Source organism: Pseudomonas sp. GW101-3H06, assembly GCF_059424605.1.
In genome coordinates this window covers 1,601,849-1,615,540 of sequence record NZ_JBWKZO010000001.1, presented here as the reverse complement: position 1 = coordinate 1,615,540, position 13,692 = coordinate 1,601,849, and the positions used below count along the sequence as shown (strand labels likewise).

At 60.8% G+C, this 13,692-nt stretch carries 12 protein-coding genes; 5 read left to right on the top strand and 7 right to left on the bottom strand.

Translation table 11 applies throughout. The annotated features are described in order from the left end of the window. Positions 1–50 precede the first annotated feature (50 nt). Positions 51–959, bottom strand: coding sequence for a LysR family transcriptional regulator (locus AC07ZE_RS07315; protein WP_207262829.1), 909 nt, complete (start codon positions 957–959; stop codon positions 51–53). Positions 960–1,064: 105 nt separating this feature from the next. On the opposite strand from AC07ZE_RS07315, the gene AC07ZE_RS07310 reads away from it, so the two are divergent. From AC07ZE_RS07310 to AC07ZE_RS07300, 3 genes are all read left to right on the top strand, one after another. Then, positions 1,065–1,664 carry a short chain dehydrogenase gene (locus AC07ZE_RS07310; RefSeq protein ID WP_207262827.1) on the top strand — a complete coding sequence of 200 codons (600 nt, stop codon included), beginning with the start codon at positions 1,065–1,067 and terminating at the stop codon, positions 1,662–1,664. A 192-nt stretch (positions 1,665–1,856) separates the two neighbouring features. Continuing rightward, complete coding sequence (locus AC07ZE_RS07305) at positions 1,857–2,522, top strand: COG3650 family protein (protein ID WP_207262825.1); 666 nt, start codon at positions 1,857–1,859, stop codon at positions 2,520–2,522. A 96-nt stretch (positions 2,523–2,618) separates the two neighbouring features. After that, entirely contained in the window at positions 2,619–4,232 is a 1,614-nt protein-coding gene (locus tag AC07ZE_RS07300) for an NAD(P)/FAD-dependent oxidoreductase (RefSeq protein ID WP_207262823.1), read from the top strand. Between the two features lie 117 nt (positions 4,233–4,349). On the opposite strand, the gene AC07ZE_RS07295 is transcribed toward AC07ZE_RS07300, so the two are convergent. Continuing rightward, positions 4,350–5,444: a PLP-dependent cysteine synthase family protein gene (locus AC07ZE_RS07295; protein WP_207262821.1), complete on the bottom strand. Its 1,095-nt coding sequence runs from the start codon at positions 5,442–5,444 to the stop codon at positions 4,350–4,352. Positions 5,445–5,682: 238 nt separating this feature from the next. On the opposite strand from AC07ZE_RS07295, the gene nhaA reads away from it, so the two are divergent. Next, positions 5,683–6,870: a Na+/H+ antiporter NhaA gene (gene nhaA / locus AC07ZE_RS07290; RefSeq protein WP_207262819.1), complete on the top strand. Its 1,188-nt coding sequence runs from the start codon at positions 5,683–5,685 to the stop codon at positions 6,868–6,870. 84 nt (positions 6,871–6,954) lie between these two features. Here the strand turns inward: nhaA and AC07ZE_RS07285 are convergent, their stop codons facing one another. Further along, positions 6,955–7,419, bottom strand: coding sequence for an outer membrane lipoprotein (locus tag AC07ZE_RS07285; RefSeq protein WP_095195383.1), 465 nt, complete (start codon positions 7,417–7,419; stop codon positions 6,955–6,957). Positions 7,420–7,586: 167 nt separating this feature from the next. Between AC07ZE_RS07285 and AC07ZE_RS07280 the strand changes: the two genes are divergently transcribed. After that, entirely contained in the window at positions 7,587–7,823 is a 237-nt protein-coding gene (locus AC07ZE_RS07280) for a hypothetical protein (RefSeq protein ID WP_207262817.1), read from the top strand. A 5-nt stretch (positions 7,824–7,828) separates the two neighbouring features. Here AC07ZE_RS07280 and pdxH read toward each other — a convergent pair whose 3' ends face one another. The 4 genes from pdxH to AC07ZE_RS07260 form a co-directional block, all read right to left on the bottom strand. After that, positions 7,829–8,476 carry a pyridoxamine 5'-phosphate oxidase gene (gene pdxH, locus AC07ZE_RS07275; protein WP_095195381.1) on the bottom strand — a complete coding sequence of 216 codons (648 nt, stop codon included), beginning with the start codon at positions 8,474–8,476 and terminating at the stop codon, positions 7,829–7,831. A 24-nt stretch (positions 8,477–8,500) separates the two neighbouring features. Further along, entirely contained in the window at positions 8,501–9,616 is a 1,116-nt protein-coding gene (locus AC07ZE_RS07270) for an OmpA family protein (protein WP_207262815.1), read from the bottom strand. Positions 9,617–9,731: 115 nt separating this feature from the next. Beyond that, positions 9,732–10,877: a serine hydrolase domain-containing protein gene (locus AC07ZE_RS07265; protein ID WP_207262813.1), complete on the bottom strand. Its 1,146-nt coding sequence runs from the start codon at positions 10,875–10,877 to the stop codon at positions 9,732–9,734. 234 nt (positions 10,878–11,111) lie between these two features. Continuing rightward, positions 11,112–13,619 carry a beta-galactosidase gene (locus AC07ZE_RS07260; RefSeq protein WP_207262811.1) on the bottom strand — a complete coding sequence of 836 codons (2,508 nt, stop codon included), beginning with the start codon at positions 13,617–13,619 and terminating at the stop codon, positions 11,112–11,114. Between the last annotated feature and the right edge of the window lie 73 nt (positions 13,620–13,692).

Genomic DNA, 13,692 nt, shown 5'->3' with positions numbered 1-13,692 from the left:
CGCCCCCATTCGCCAGCAGGCTCGCACCCACAGGATGTGCGCTTGCGGTTTTACAGCCGATCCAGCGCTTCCCCACTGCGCCTGAACCACTCCATCAAATAATCCGCCAGCACCTGCGTGCGTTTCGGCAAACCGCCCTGATACGGATGCACCAGGTACATCGGCATGCTTCGAGTCTGATAGTCACGCAACAGCCAGCGCAAACGTCCGTCAGCCAATTCCGCCGGCAGCAGGTAAGACGGTAAACGGGCAATACCGGCGCCGGCCAGGGCAGCTTTCTTCAGCAGATTGTAATGGTTGCTGGCGAACGGCCCGGAGACCCGCACCCGCAGCAGTTCGTGTTGCTGGTGATACAGCCATTCCTCACGACCGCTGTAATGACTGTTGAGCAGGCATCGGTGTTCGGCTAAAGCACGAGGGGTCTGCGGTTCACCGTATTGCTCCAGATAGGCCGGGCTCGCACAGGTCATTTCGTGCCAGGCCAGCAGCGGACGCGCCACCAGTCGCTGGTCAATGGCCACGTCAGAGCGGATCGCCAGATCGAAGCCGTCGCGCACCAGTTCGCGGTAACTGTTGTTGAGCTCCAGTTCGATCTGCACCTCGGGGTATTTGGCCGAGAACTCCAGCAGCAAGCCATCGAAGAAGGTTTCTCCCAGCGACACCGGAACTGTCATACGGACCGGACCGGCGATATCGTCCTTCAATCGTGCCAAGGCCTGACGCGCCCTCTCCACTTGTATTACGAGCGCCTGGGCTTGTGGCAACAACGCCGCACCGGCTGCCGTCAGACTCAGGCGTCGTGTGGTGCGTTGCAACAACACCACGGAAAATTGCGTTTCCAGTTGGCTGATACGCTTGGACAGCTGTCCCTTGCTGCAACCGAGTTGCTGGGCGGCCAAGGTAAAACTGCCCGCTTCGACCAACACGGCGAACGCCGCCAGATCATCCATTTCACTCATGGATTGTTTCCATTTGAAAACCAAAGGTTGCCTATTAGCGCGGTTATCAGCAGAAAAAACCACTCTAAACTGAACCCACATTCAATCCAGCGGAGGAACGGCAACATGAAAATTCTTTTGATCGGCGCGAGCGGCACCATTGGTTCGGCCATCGACAAGGAACTGTCCCAACGCCACGAAATCGTGCGCATCAACCGCAAAAGCGGCGACTTTCAGGTGGACATCAGCGACAGCGCCTCGATTCGCAAACTGTTCGAGCAAACCGGCAAGTTCGATGCGCTGATCAGCGCCGCCGGCAACGTGACCTTCGCCCCCTTGGCTGAGATGACCGAAGAGAGTTTTGCCCTGGGCCTGAAAGACAAGCTGATGGGCCAGGTCAATCTGTTGCTGATCGGCCGCGAGTTTGCCAATGACGGCGCGTCGTTCACCTTCACCACGGGTGTACTCAGCCACGACCCGATCCGCAGTGGCGCCTCGGCAGCGCTGGTCAACGGCGCGCTGGACAGCTTCGTACGTGCCGCGGCAATCGAACTGCCACGCGGCCTGCGGGTGAACTCGATCAGCCCGAACGTACTCGTGGAAGCCATGGGCAAATACGCACCGTACTTCCGCGGTTTCAAACCCGTTCCTGCGGCGGATGTGGCATTGGCCTATGCCAAAAGTGTCGAAGGCTTGCAGACGGGTCAGACCTTTCACGTGGGCTAACAAAACACGCTCCCTGTAGGAGCGAGCTTGCTCGCGATGGGCGTTAACGATGGCGAGGGCTATCTGAATGAACGCGGCGCCTTCATGTTTTTCGCGAGCAAGCTCGCTTACAGGGCGATTGATACCCATCGCCAGGGTTGTGATGGAGGATCAGGCTGCGTAACGTGGCGTCACTTGTCAGGAGACCCCAAGATGCGTGTTGCCCGTTCCCTAGTCCTCGTTTCCCTGCTTCCGTTATTCGCCGCTTGCCAGTTGCTCGACGGCTCGCGTGAAAGTGCCTCCCATGTGGGCCAGACCCGCATGCAAGGCCAGTTGAGCGCCGCCGACGGCAAACTGTTGTTCCAGCCCTGCGGCGAGCAACGTCGTTATGCCGTCAACGACACGGGCGGCACCAGCGTCCTGCAACAGGCCGCGAGTCTGGCCGATGCCCAGGGCAAGTTGTTTGCCGATGTGCGCGGGCGGATCGTTTCCGGTTCCGGCGACGGTCAACTCGACATTGAACAGCTGTATCGCATCGAGCAGACAGGTCACGCCTGTGACGATCCCGACTTCAAAAAGCTGATCCTGCGCGCGACTGGCCATGAGCCCGAGTGGAGTGTGAGAGTCAGCGGTAAAGGCATGATCATCGACCGCGTCGCCCAACCACCCTTGGCCGTCCCCTACGTCGAAGAGCAACTGGGCGATGGTCGCTTCAATCTCAGTACCGAAGCCAATAATCAACACATCGAACTGTGGGTCGCGCCGCAACGCTGCGTCGACAGCAGCAGCGGCAGCGTCCTGCACATGAGTGCCGAGCTGCGGATCGACGGCCAGGTGCAACGCGGTTGCGGGTATTTCGGCGGATCACGCGACGACTGATCGTTTAAGCCTCACGGGACCCGGTCTTTGCGGCTTATAATCGCCGCCTTCAAACGCCCTGGCGCAGTTGTGCGCCCCGCGAACCCGGATCCCGTCATGTTACGAATCACTGAACTCAAGCTGCCGATCGACCATCCCGATGAAGACCTGCGCCCTGCCATCGTGCAACGCCTGGGCATCGCCAGCGATGATCTGCTCGATTTCACCTTGTTCAAGCGCAGCTATGATGCGCGCAAAAAATCCTCCGAACTGTGCTTCATCTACACCATCGACCTCAATGTTCGCGATGAGGCCTCGGTGCTGCACAAGTTCGCCGATGACCGTAACGTCAACGTGGCACCGGATGTCAGTTACAAAATGGTTGGCCAGGCGCCGACCGACCTGAGCGCGCGTCCGATCGTCGTCGGCTTCGGACCCTGCGGCATTTTCGCCGGGCTGCTGCTGGCGCAGATGGGCTTCAAGCCGATCATCCTCGAGCGCGGCCCCGATGTGCGCCAGCGCACCAAGGACACCTGGGGCCTGTGGCGCAAAAGCGTACTCAACCCCGAATCCAACGTGCAGTTCGGCGAAGGCGGTGCGGGGACGTTCTCCGACGGCAAGCTCTACAGCCAGATCAAGGACCCGAAATTCCTTGGCCGCAAAGTCCTGCACGAGTTCGTCAAAGCCGGTGCGCCGGAAGAAATCCTCTACGTCAGCAAACCGCACATTGGTACGTTCCGTCTGACCGGTGTCGTGGAAAACATGCGTGAAGAGATCCGCGCCCTTGGCGGCGAAGTGCGCTTCCAGCAGCGGGTCACCGACGTGCTGATCGATGACGGGCAACTGGTCGGTGTCGAACTCCACGGCGGCGAGCAAATCCATTCGAAACACGTGATCCTGGCCCTCGGCCACAGCGCCCGGGACACGTTCCGCATGCTTCACGGCCGCGGCGTGTACATGGAGGCCAAGCCGTTCTCGGTCGGTTTCCGTATCGAGCACCCGCAGTCGCTGATCGACCGCGCACGCCTGGGCAAGTACGCCGGTCACCCGAAACTGGGCGCCGCCGACTACAAACTGGTGCACCACGCCAAGAACGGCCGCTCGGTCTACAGCTTCTGCATGTGCCCGGGCGGCACCGTGGTGGCGGCGACCTCCGAGCCGAACCGCGTGGTCACCAACGGCATGAGCCAATACTCGCGTAACGAACGCAACGCCAACTCCGGGATCGTCGTTGGGATTACCCCGGAAGTCGACTATCCGGGCGGTCCGCTGGCCGGTATCGAGCTGCAGGAACGCCTGGAGTCCCACGCCTACGTGCTGGGCGGCAGCAACTACGAAGCACCGGCGCAACTGGTTGGCGACTTCATCGCAGGAAAGCCATCCACCGAATTGGGCAGCGTTGAACCGTCCTACAAACCTGGCGTTGCCCTGGGCGACTTGGCGCTGGCCCTGCCAGCCTTCGCCATCGAAGCCATTCGCGAAGCCTTGCCGGCATTCGAGAAGCAGATTCGCGGTTACTCGTTGCACGACGCGGTCTTGACCGGAATCGAGACCCGCACCTCGTCGCCACTGCGGATCACCCGCAACGAGTCGATGCAGAGCCTGAACGTGAAGGGCTTGTTCCCGGCCGGTGAAGGCGCGGGTTATGCCGGGGGGATTCTGTCGGCGGGTGTAGACGGGATTCGGATTGCCGAGGCTGTTGCCCGAGACATTCTCGGCATCGAGGCCTGATACAAATCCCCTGTGGGAGCGGGCTTGCTCGCGAATGCGGCAGATCAGCCAACATCTCTGTTGAAACTGAAACCGTATTCGCGAGCAAGCCCGCTCCCACATTTGTTCTTCAGTGTGTCAGATATTGGCGCGCAACACGCTCGCCGGCAGCGCCACACCCTGTTCGACGCTCGCCGCTACCACTGCCATCAACCCGCTCAACTCATACCCCTCGGCCTTGAGCCATTTCTGGTCATAGTAAGTCGTGGCATAGCGTTCGCCGCTGTCGCACAAAATCGCCACGATCGACCCCGTCTCCCCCGCCGCCGCCATTTGCTGCGCCGCCATCAGTGCGCCGATCAGATTGGTCCCGCTCGATCCGCCGACATGTCTGCCCAGCCGCTCGGCCAGGTAATGCATGGCCGCCAGTGACAGCGCGTCCGGCACCTTGACCATCGCGTCGATCACCTTGGGCAGGAACGACGCTTCCACCCGTGGCCGACCAATGCCTTCGATTCGCGAACCCTGAGCCAGGCGCAGGCTGGCATCGCCGGTCAGGTAGTAATCGAAGAACACCGAACGCTCGGCATCGGCACACAGCACGCGCGTGCAATGCTGGCGATAGCGTACGTACCGCCCCAGGGTGGCCGTGGTGCCGCCGGTGCCGGGGCTGGAAATCAACCAGCTCGGCTCCGGATGCTTTTCGAAGCGCATCTGCTGGAAGATCGATTCGGCAATGTTGTTGTTTGCCCGCCAGTCAGTGGCGCGCTCGGCATAGGTGAACTGGTCGATGAAATGCCCATCGTGTTCCCGCGCCAGGCGCTCGGACTCCGCATAAATCTGCGTCGGATCGGCGACCAGATGAGTCTGGCCACCGTAGAAAGCAATCTGCGCAATCTTCTCTTTGGACGTGCTGGCTGGCACCACTGCAATGAACGGCACCCCCAACAAACGGGCGAAATACGCCTCGGAAATCGCCGTCGAGCCACTCGAAGCTTCAATCACCGGCGCGCCGGGCTTGAGCCAGCCGTTGCACAATGCATACAGAAACAGGGAACGGGCCAGGCGGTGTTTGAGACTGCCGGTGGGATGGCTGGATTCGTCCTTGAAATACAATTCGATGCCCGGAAAACCCGGCAGCGGCAAAGGAATCAGGTGGGTGTCGGCGCTGCGCTGGAAGTCGGCTTCGATGATCCGAATGGCTTCGCGGGCCCACTGTCGGTTGTCGCTCATGTTGTTTTACTCGTTGGCTCGGGCAGGAGTCTGGCTCAATCACCAAGCTTAGGAAAAATCCTACATCCCGCACAGGTACAGCTGAGGTTCAATACGCTTGGCAACTGCTAGGCTCAGCTGCGTTGTAGAAAGACCGCTTGTAACGACATATAACAAAAAAGAATATAACTTTTGTTTTAACTTCTAAGGGCACGGGTTAGGGTGTTCGACCTTTTGAATCGATTAATGGAGAGCGACTTTGCCTCTGCGTAGCACTTTCACGCGTTTCTTTCAGCTGGAAGCTGCCAGCGGTCTTCTGTTGATCGCCGCAGCCATTCTGGCTTTGATCATCAACAATTCCTCGCTGTCGTGGCTGTACAACGGTTTGCTGGACACGCCCGTGGTGGCCCAGGTCGGTGCGCTGAAGATCGCCAAGCCGCTGCTGCTGTGGATCAACGACGGCTTGATGGCCCTGTTCTTCCTGCTGATCGGCCTGGAAGTGAAACGCGAAGTCCTCGACGGGCAACTGTCCAAGCCGTCGCAAATCGTCCTGCCCGGCGCGGCCGCCATCGGTGGCATGGTGGTGCCGGCGCTGATCTACTGGTTCCTCAACCGTGACAACCCGCCGGCCCTGAGCGGGTGGGCGATCCCGACCGCCACCGACATCGCTTTCGCCCTTGGCGTGCTGGCGCTGTTGGGCAAACGGGTTCCGGTATCGTTGAAGCTGTTCCTGATGACCCTGGCGATCATCGACGACCTGGGCGCAATCATCATCATTGCGATCTTCTATTCCGGTGCGCTGTCGACCCTGTCCCTGGCGCTGGCTGCGGCCTGCATCGCGGCGCTGATCGGTATGAACCGGTTCGGTGTGGTCAAGCTCGGACCGTACATGATCATCGGCCTGATCCTCTGGGTTTGCGTACTCAAGAGCGGTGTGCACGCCACACTGGCTGGTGTGACCCTGGCTTTCTGCATTCCGCTACGCACAAAAAACGCCGAACCCTCGCCACTGTTGACCCTGGAGCATGCCCTGCATCCTTGGGTGGCCTACGGCATCCTGCCGCTGTTCGCCTTCGCCAACGCCGGCCTGTCCCTGAGTGGCGTGACCGTCGAAAGCTTCACCCATCACGTTCCAATGGGCATTGCGGTCGGCCTGCTGCTGGGCAAAACCCTCGGCGTGTTCGGCCTGACCTGGCTGGCGGTGAAATCCGGCATCGCCGCCCTGCCCCAGGGCGCCAACTGGGGCCAGGTGCTGGGCGTGGCGATCCTCTGCGGTATCGGTTTCACCATGAGTCTGTTCGTCGGCTCCCTGGCCTTCGTACCGGGCGCCAGCGAATACGCCGGGATGGATCGGATGGGAATTCTGACCGGCTCGATCCTGGCGGCATTGATCGGTTATGCGGTGACGGCGGCGGCGAGTCGCAAGAGCGCGCTACAACAGGTTTAGCCAAAGACTCCGCCATCCCTCGCCACACACAAAAAAACCCCGACCAGTCACCCGGTCGGGGTTTTCTTTTACCTGTATTCCCGCTTAGTGCGTAACGCGGCTTGTACCGTCAACTGTGGCAATACGCACACGCTCGCCAACACGGAACACTTCGTTTTCCTGGACCTGCTGCACGTAGGCGCGCATGCTGCCGTCGTCTTCGCGTACGGTGATTTCGACACCTTGAGTACGGGTCAGGCCTTCTTCGGCCGCCGAGCCCACCAGGCCGCCGGCCACTGCACCGATGACTGCAGCCACGATGCTGCCTTTACCGCCACCGATGGCGCTACCACCGACACCACCAACCGCCGCGCCCGCCAGGCCGCCGATCGGGGTTTTGGTGCCTTCGATTTTTACCGGGCGCAACGCTTCGATGGTGCCCATGCGAACCGTCTGCACGCGACGCGCTTCGTCACGGGAGTAGGAGTCACCGGTCAGGCTCGATTGGCAGCCAGTGAGCAACATCGCCATCGTGGAAAAGGAAGCAACCAGCAAAACAGACTTACGCATAGCATCAACTCCAAAGGACAGGTAACCATTAAACTCTGCAGATTGACACCTGTCACGGCATCGTCCGGATAAAATTGTTTCGATTCAGGCCTTGTACAGGCACTTAAACGAATTCATCACACGGTAGCGGCAAATTTCGCAATTTGCGCTGCGGGCACAGGGTTTTCATGGATTACTTTATCATTGTCGTCACCACCGCCGCCGGTCTGTATTTCCACTGGTGGCTTTACGTGCGGATCAGACGCTGGATGGACCGCGACCTGGCGTTAGCGCTGGCTGGAGGTGACGAACGCAAAAAAGCGTTCATGCTCGAGCAACTGGCGAACGCTCAAGCGCAAAAGATCAAGCGTCGAGACCTGCCGCAATGGCTGGAAGCCGCTGCGGCAGGCTATCCCGACCGGTAGACGCCTCAGGGAGCCAGACGTTCAAGAATCCAGTCAGCACCTTGGGAGCGATAATTGAGGCGATCGTGCAGGCGGCTCGAACGGCCTTGCCAGAACTCGATGCGCTCCGGCAGCAAACGATAACCGCCCCAGTGTTCGGGGCAGTGAGGCTGGCTGTCGCTGAAACGTTGTTCGGTGTCCTTGAGCAGCGCTTCCAGCTCGGCGCGACCGGCAATCACCCGGCTTTGCGGTGAAGCCCAGGCACCAAGGCGACTGCCCAGCGGGCGAACCTGATAGTAAGCATCAGACTCTTCAGGCGTGACCTTCACCACTCGCCCTTCGATGCGCACCTGGCGCTCCAGGGTCGGCCAGAAAAAGGTCATCGCCGCGAACGGATTCGCGGCCAGTTGCTGGCCCTTGGCGCTGTCATAGTTGGTAAAGAAGGTGAAGCCCTGGGCATCCAGGCCCTTGAGCAACAGGATGCGGCAATGCGGCCGACCGTCCTGATCGACTGTGGCCAAGGTCATGGCGTTGGCTTCCACCGGTGCCTGCTCGGTTTTCACTGCGTCGGCGAACCATTGGTGGAACAGCGCGAACGGCTCGGCCGGGGCTTGCGCCTCGGTCAGACCATCACGGGTGTAATCGCGGCGCATATCAGCCAGGGCCTTGGTCATGGCGCATTCCTTTTGGTTAACAAATCACTTCTTTATGGTATCGGCGTCGGCGACTTTTTTCGTATCAGCTGCGGCTTTGGCGGGTGCAGTCTTTTTCGCCGGGGTCGCGGTTTTAGCCGGTGTCTTTTTTGCCGGGGCCTTGGCGGCTTTCTTGGCTGGCGCTTTTTTCGCCACGGGTGCAGCCGCTTTCTTCGCATCGGCGGGCGCTGGAGTCACAGGCTTGGCAACCGGCTTGATGTCCTGGGCAGCCACCATGCGCACAGGTGCCGGGGCTGGCATGTTGTACTTGCTGAGCAGGGCGACCATGGTGTTTTGCGGGGTCACCAACAGCTCCACGCGGCGGTTCAGGGCACGCCCTTCAACGCTGTCGTTGGCGGCACGCGGGGCTTCACTGCCCATGCCGCGCAGCATCAGACGGTCGCGCTGCAGGCCGCTGAGACGGAAAATCGCTGCGACCGACTGGGCGCGCTCCTGGCTCAGCTTGACGTTGGCCGGTGCGGCACCCGACGTATCGCTGTGGCCGAGCACCAGAACGGCAGTTTTAGGGTCGGCTTCAAGAATTTTCGCCACGCGGGTGAACGGACCCAAGGTGACTGGCAACAGCATGGCCGGGCGGTCCGGGTTGAACGACCCTTCGACCGGTGCCGTCACCACCAGCACGTTTTCACGGCGTTCCAGTTGCAGGTTGCTGTCCTTGATCGCTGTGCGCAGACGTGGTTCATAGTCGTCGAGCCAGGCCTGGGTGACTTTCGGATCCGGCATCGGCACGGCCTTGGCCGTACTTTGTTCTTTGCCGCCGAACGGCCACCACCACTTGCCGCCCGCCTCGGCATCCGCCTTGGCCACTTCAACCGGTTTGGCTTCAGGCTTCACTGGCGGCTTGGCTGCTGCCCTGTCGGCGAGTTTGTCGGTTTTGTCATCGGAGCCGAACGGCCAGTACCAAGGGCTGCTGCTTTCTACCTTGGCCACCGGAGCGCTCGCCGCAGGCTTCAAAGGTGCGGGAGCCGGTTCTTTGGTCGCGACCTTGTCGGAAGAACCGAACGGCCACCAGCTGCCGCCGTCCGCATCACTTTTCGGATTCTGTGCGCAACCGGTAATAGCGAAGCACAGTGCCAAGGCGAGGGTTGGTTTGGTTGACATTGGATATCCACAAAAATGAAGTCAAAAAATGATCAGGCCGATTCGGCCTGAATAAACAAATGATTTGAAACTAAAAAGGCTTTCCGGTTCCGGACCTGGGACCTTCAAGCGGGATTTACAGACAAGTGGCCAGTACCCGCACAAGCTTTTGTGCGCGCGGATCCATCAAGACGTACGGCCCCAGTGTATTTGTCACAAAACCGAAAGCCACATCGTGCTCCGGATCAGCAAAACCGATTGAACCGCCAGCACCCGGATGCCCGAACGCTCGCCGGCCAAGGCCGAAGGTGGCATTGGGCACATCGGGTTGATCAAGCATGCAGCCCAGGCCGAAACGGGTACGGGTCAGCAGAGTCTTGTCCTCGCCGAGGCTGTGTTCTCGGGTCAACTCGTCGAGCATTTCGCCTTCCAGCAGGCTGCCATCGAGCAAGCCTGCATAAAAACCGGCCAGACTGCGGGCATTGCCGTGGCCATTGGCCGCCGGTTGCTGCATGCGCCGCCATTCCGCCTTGTTGGTGCTGGTCAACACCGACGGCGGGTTGGTGAAGGCCCGGGTGGTCATAGCGGCCGGTTCGCGCATGGTCACTTGCAGCAGTCGCTGGGCCGCGGCATCGCCGGCGTTGCCCTTGCCACGGGCGATGTGCGCCACACGATGAAACTCTTCATCCGCCAGGCCGACGTGGAAGTCCAGCCCCAGCGGTTTGGCCACCCGGGCCACGATGGATTCACCCGGCCCGCGCCCGTCGGCACGCCGCAGTAATTCGCCGATCAGCCAGCCATAGGTGATTGCCGCATAGCCGTGCCCCTCGCCCGGTGTCCACCAGGGCGCTTCGGCAGCCAGGGCTCCGACCATGGTTTGCCAATCGTAAAGCGCTTCGGGAGCCAGTAACTCGCGCAACGCCGGTAGACCGGCCTGATGGCACAGCAATTGGCGCAGGGTCACGGACTCTTTACCGGCCGCGGCAAACTCGGGCCAGTAACGGGCAACCGGTGCATCCAGTTGCAGCTTGCCTTCGGCCACCAGTTGCAGGGCGGTGACGGCGGTGAAGGTTTTGGTGCAGGAGAACAGGTTGGCGATGGTATCGCTGTGCCAGGCCTCGGCGCCGTCCTTGTCGGCGGTGCCGGACCACAGGTCGAGAACGGTTTCGCCGCCGATGCGGATGCACAACGCCGCGCCACGTTCCTGAGGATCGTCGAACAACGCCGCAAACGCCTCACGCACCGCCTCGAACTTAAGCTCGTAATGACCCTGAATCTGCACCCGCAACTCCCCGGTAAACGCTTTACAAAGTGGCCCGCATTGTTCCAGCCCTGGAGGGTTTTGGGAACAGGGGCGGGCCGGGCGGTCATTCGCCCTCAGAACTGATCGAAAATGCTCGTCGTGTGTTCAGATGCCTTCGCGAGCAGGCTCGCTTCCACATTGGGTCTACGTCGCACCATAGATCTCTTGTGGGAGCGAGCCTGCTCGCGAAGAACGATAAGGCGGTCTCAGGTATTAATGACCACTACCTGAATGCCCACCCGCATGCCCGGCGCCCTTCCCCGGACCTTTGCCAGCTTCGGCCTTGCGTCCGCCTTCGGCGTCATGACGGGATTTATCCGCGTCGGCGCTGGCCTTGTGCGCCTCTTTGCCCAACTGATCGATGGCCGCAAAGTTACTTTTGCGCACACTGTCGACAAAGCCCTGGAATGGCAGATCGGTAATGCCCACCAGACCGAAATGCCCGTTTTCGCCATCCAGCAGGCGCCCGGTCACGGGTTGGTCGAGATACTGGAACCAGTGCACACCGACAATCGACGGCTCACTCAGCGCCTGTTTGAGGAAGTTCGCATAAGCAGGGCCACGGTCTTCTTCCTTCGGCAATTGCGTCACGCCACCCCAGAACGGACCGCGATCGGTCGAGCCGAAGTTGAACTCGGTGATCAGCACCGGCTTGTCGAGGCTGCGCAGTTTGGCGAAGTCGTAACCGTCCTGGGGCTGCAGGGTGTACATGTTGAAGCTCAACACATCGCAATACTGCGCGCAGGATTCAACGGCCTCCGGGGTGCTGATGGCAAAGCGGCCACCAAGCAGCATCTGGTTCGGTGCGTGCCATTTGAGCGAGTCGGAAATGGTCTTGAAGTAAGTGTCGGCGAAGACCTTTTGGAAGTATTTGAAGTCGGCCTCGATTTCCGGGTGTTCGGCACTCGGCAGGGGTGGCACAAAACCGGGGTCTTCCATCAACTCCCAGGCCGGCAGATCGATACCCCAGGCTTTGGAAAGCCCCGCCTGGTTACGGTACTTGTCGCGCAGTTGCTTGAGGAACGCGCGTTTGGCCGGTACGTCGGTGGTCATTTTCAACGTGCCGTAGGCCAGCGCGTAACGGGCTTTCGGATCGTCGCCAGGACCGGCCCAGGCCAGTTCATTGTCGGCGAAATACCCGATCAGCCAGGGATCGTCGCGATGGTCGCGGGCGGCGATGGCCACGGCGCGTTCGGTGGCCATGGCGAATCGCGGGTCGAACGGGTCAGGCATGCCGCCCCACCAGTCGTTGCCAGTACTGATGCTCGCGTAATCGCCGACGATCGACAGCGGCAGAGTGTATGGCACGCGTTCCGCGTCAGCTAGCGATGGTGCGCTCCAGTTGCCAATGGTGTTGAAGCCCCAGGCTTGCAGGCGATCAAGGGTGTGGCCGGCCCAGCGTTTTTCGTCGAGAGCTACTTTGCACGGTTCGGCCGGCGCAGGTTCGGCCGCTTTCGCCGCCGTCGCTTCGACGGCATCAGCCTTGGCGGCTTCGGCGACTCCGGATTCGTTCGATGCAACAACCGCCGGCTCGGCAGCCTTGCGCGCCGTTGCCTCTACCGCGTCAGCCTTGGCCGCCTCAGCTACGCCGGCCTTGGTGTTGCTGCCCAGCGCACAGGGATCGCCGTACAGACGCTGCAAATTGGCACCGTAGAAGTCGTACCAGCGCCCGAAATTGAAGCCTCGGCCCTGATCGACACCGTTGCCACCACGGTTATCGCCCTCACCGAAATGATTGGCCAGCGGCTCATCCGCCTTGGGCAGGGATTCGAACATCCCTTCGCGGCCGGCGATGTAGGTCTGGTTGACGTCCGCTGCGACGGTGTTGACGCCCAGCGAATAGAACGGATACCCCAGCGGAGTGACCAGATACCAGCGGCCATCGCGCTTTTCGCTGCGAAAAAAACCGCTGCCCTTGAATGCCGGGCCCTGAGTCCAACCTCCGAACTTGTCCAGCGATGCCTTATTGCGCTCGGCCAACCAGGTTTTCAGCTGTTGCTGTTCCTTGGCGGCGACGTTTTTAAGTTGCTCATCGCTGCTGACTTTTTCCGGCCATTTGGCCCGGGTCGATTGGCCGTAGGTGTCCACCAGCCCTCCGTAAACGGCTTTGGTGACCGCGTCGCCATCCTGTACGCCGAAACGTTCAAGCAAAATGCTTTGAGCCGCTTTCGGTTGATCCAGCGACAGGCTGACCGACACCACCTGGCTGCGATTGAGTTCACCGCTGCTGCTGGCCAGCAATACACGCTGCCCATCAACGGTCGTCGGCATCGGTGGCCCGGCCTTCATGCCCTGGCTCAGCGGCGAAGTCGGCACCAGCGGCACCAACAATGTCTGCGCCGGACCTGCCGGCAAGTCGATGCGGCTGACCAGTGTCTTGCCGTCGTTGCTCTGGATTTGCACATAGAGGGTGATCGGCCAGTTCATCGCGCTCTGGATGCGCAGGCTCATCATCCCGGATTGCGACCAGTCCCAGGCGCCGGCCTGCGGGGCCAGGCGCAAGGTCGGCCGGGCGACCGGGTTGAATGTCACCCGACGCAACACTTCGCCTTCGGCGGTTTGCTCGGCGTTGGCCTGCGGCAGGTCGGCGTTCTCGGTCGAGACGCGCACCACATCAGCGGGGCGAACAAAGTTGAACAGGGTCTGCTGACCGGCAGGCGCCGCCAACAATGGGCCAGCGAAGATCAAGGCGAAAACGGCAGGCAGCGAACGGCGAATCATGAGAACGAAATTCTCCCTAACGACCTCGATGGGCCAGTGGAAAAGCAATGACAGAGAGATAGACAACGCGGCG

Excerpts from the sequence above, each read along its gene's own strand:
- AC07ZE_RS07315 (WP_207262829.1), bottom strand. The coding sequence starts at position 959 with ATGAGTGAAATGGATGATCTGGCGGCGTTCGCCGTGTTGGTCGAAGCG.
- AC07ZE_RS07310 (WP_207262827.1), top strand. The coding sequence starts at position 1,065 with ATGAAAATTCTTTTGATCGGCGCGAGCGGCACCATTGGTTCGGCCATC.
- AC07ZE_RS07305 (WP_207262825.1), top strand. The coding sequence starts at position 1,857 with ATGCGTGTTGCCCGTTCCCTAGTCCTCGTTTCCCTGCTTCCGTTATTC.
- AC07ZE_RS07300 (WP_207262823.1), top strand. The coding sequence starts at position 2,619 with ATGTTACGAATCACTGAACTCAAGCTGCCGATCGACCATCCCGATGAA.
- AC07ZE_RS07295 (WP_207262821.1), bottom strand. The coding sequence starts at position 5,444 with ATGAGCGACAACCGACAGTGGGCCCGCGAAGCCATTCGGATCATCGAA.
- AC07ZE_RS07285 (WP_095195383.1), bottom strand. The coding sequence starts at position 7,419 with ATGCGTAAGTCTGTTTTGCTGGTTGCTTCCTTTTCCACGATGGCGATG.
- AC07ZE_RS07280 (WP_207262817.1), top strand. The coding sequence starts at position 7,587 with ATGGATTACTTTATCATTGTCGTCACCACCGCCGCCGGTCTGTATTTC.
- pdxH (WP_095195381.1), bottom strand. The coding sequence starts at position 8,476 with ATGACCAAGGCCCTGGCTGATATGCGCCGCGATTACACCCGTGATGGT.
- AC07ZE_RS07270 (WP_207262815.1), bottom strand. The coding sequence starts at position 9,616 with ATGTCAACCAAACCAACCCTCGCCTTGGCACTGTGCTTCGCTATTACC.
- AC07ZE_RS07260 (WP_207262811.1), bottom strand. The coding sequence starts at position 13,619 with ATGATTCGCCGTTCGCTGCCTGCCGTTTTCGCCTTGATCTTCGCTGGC.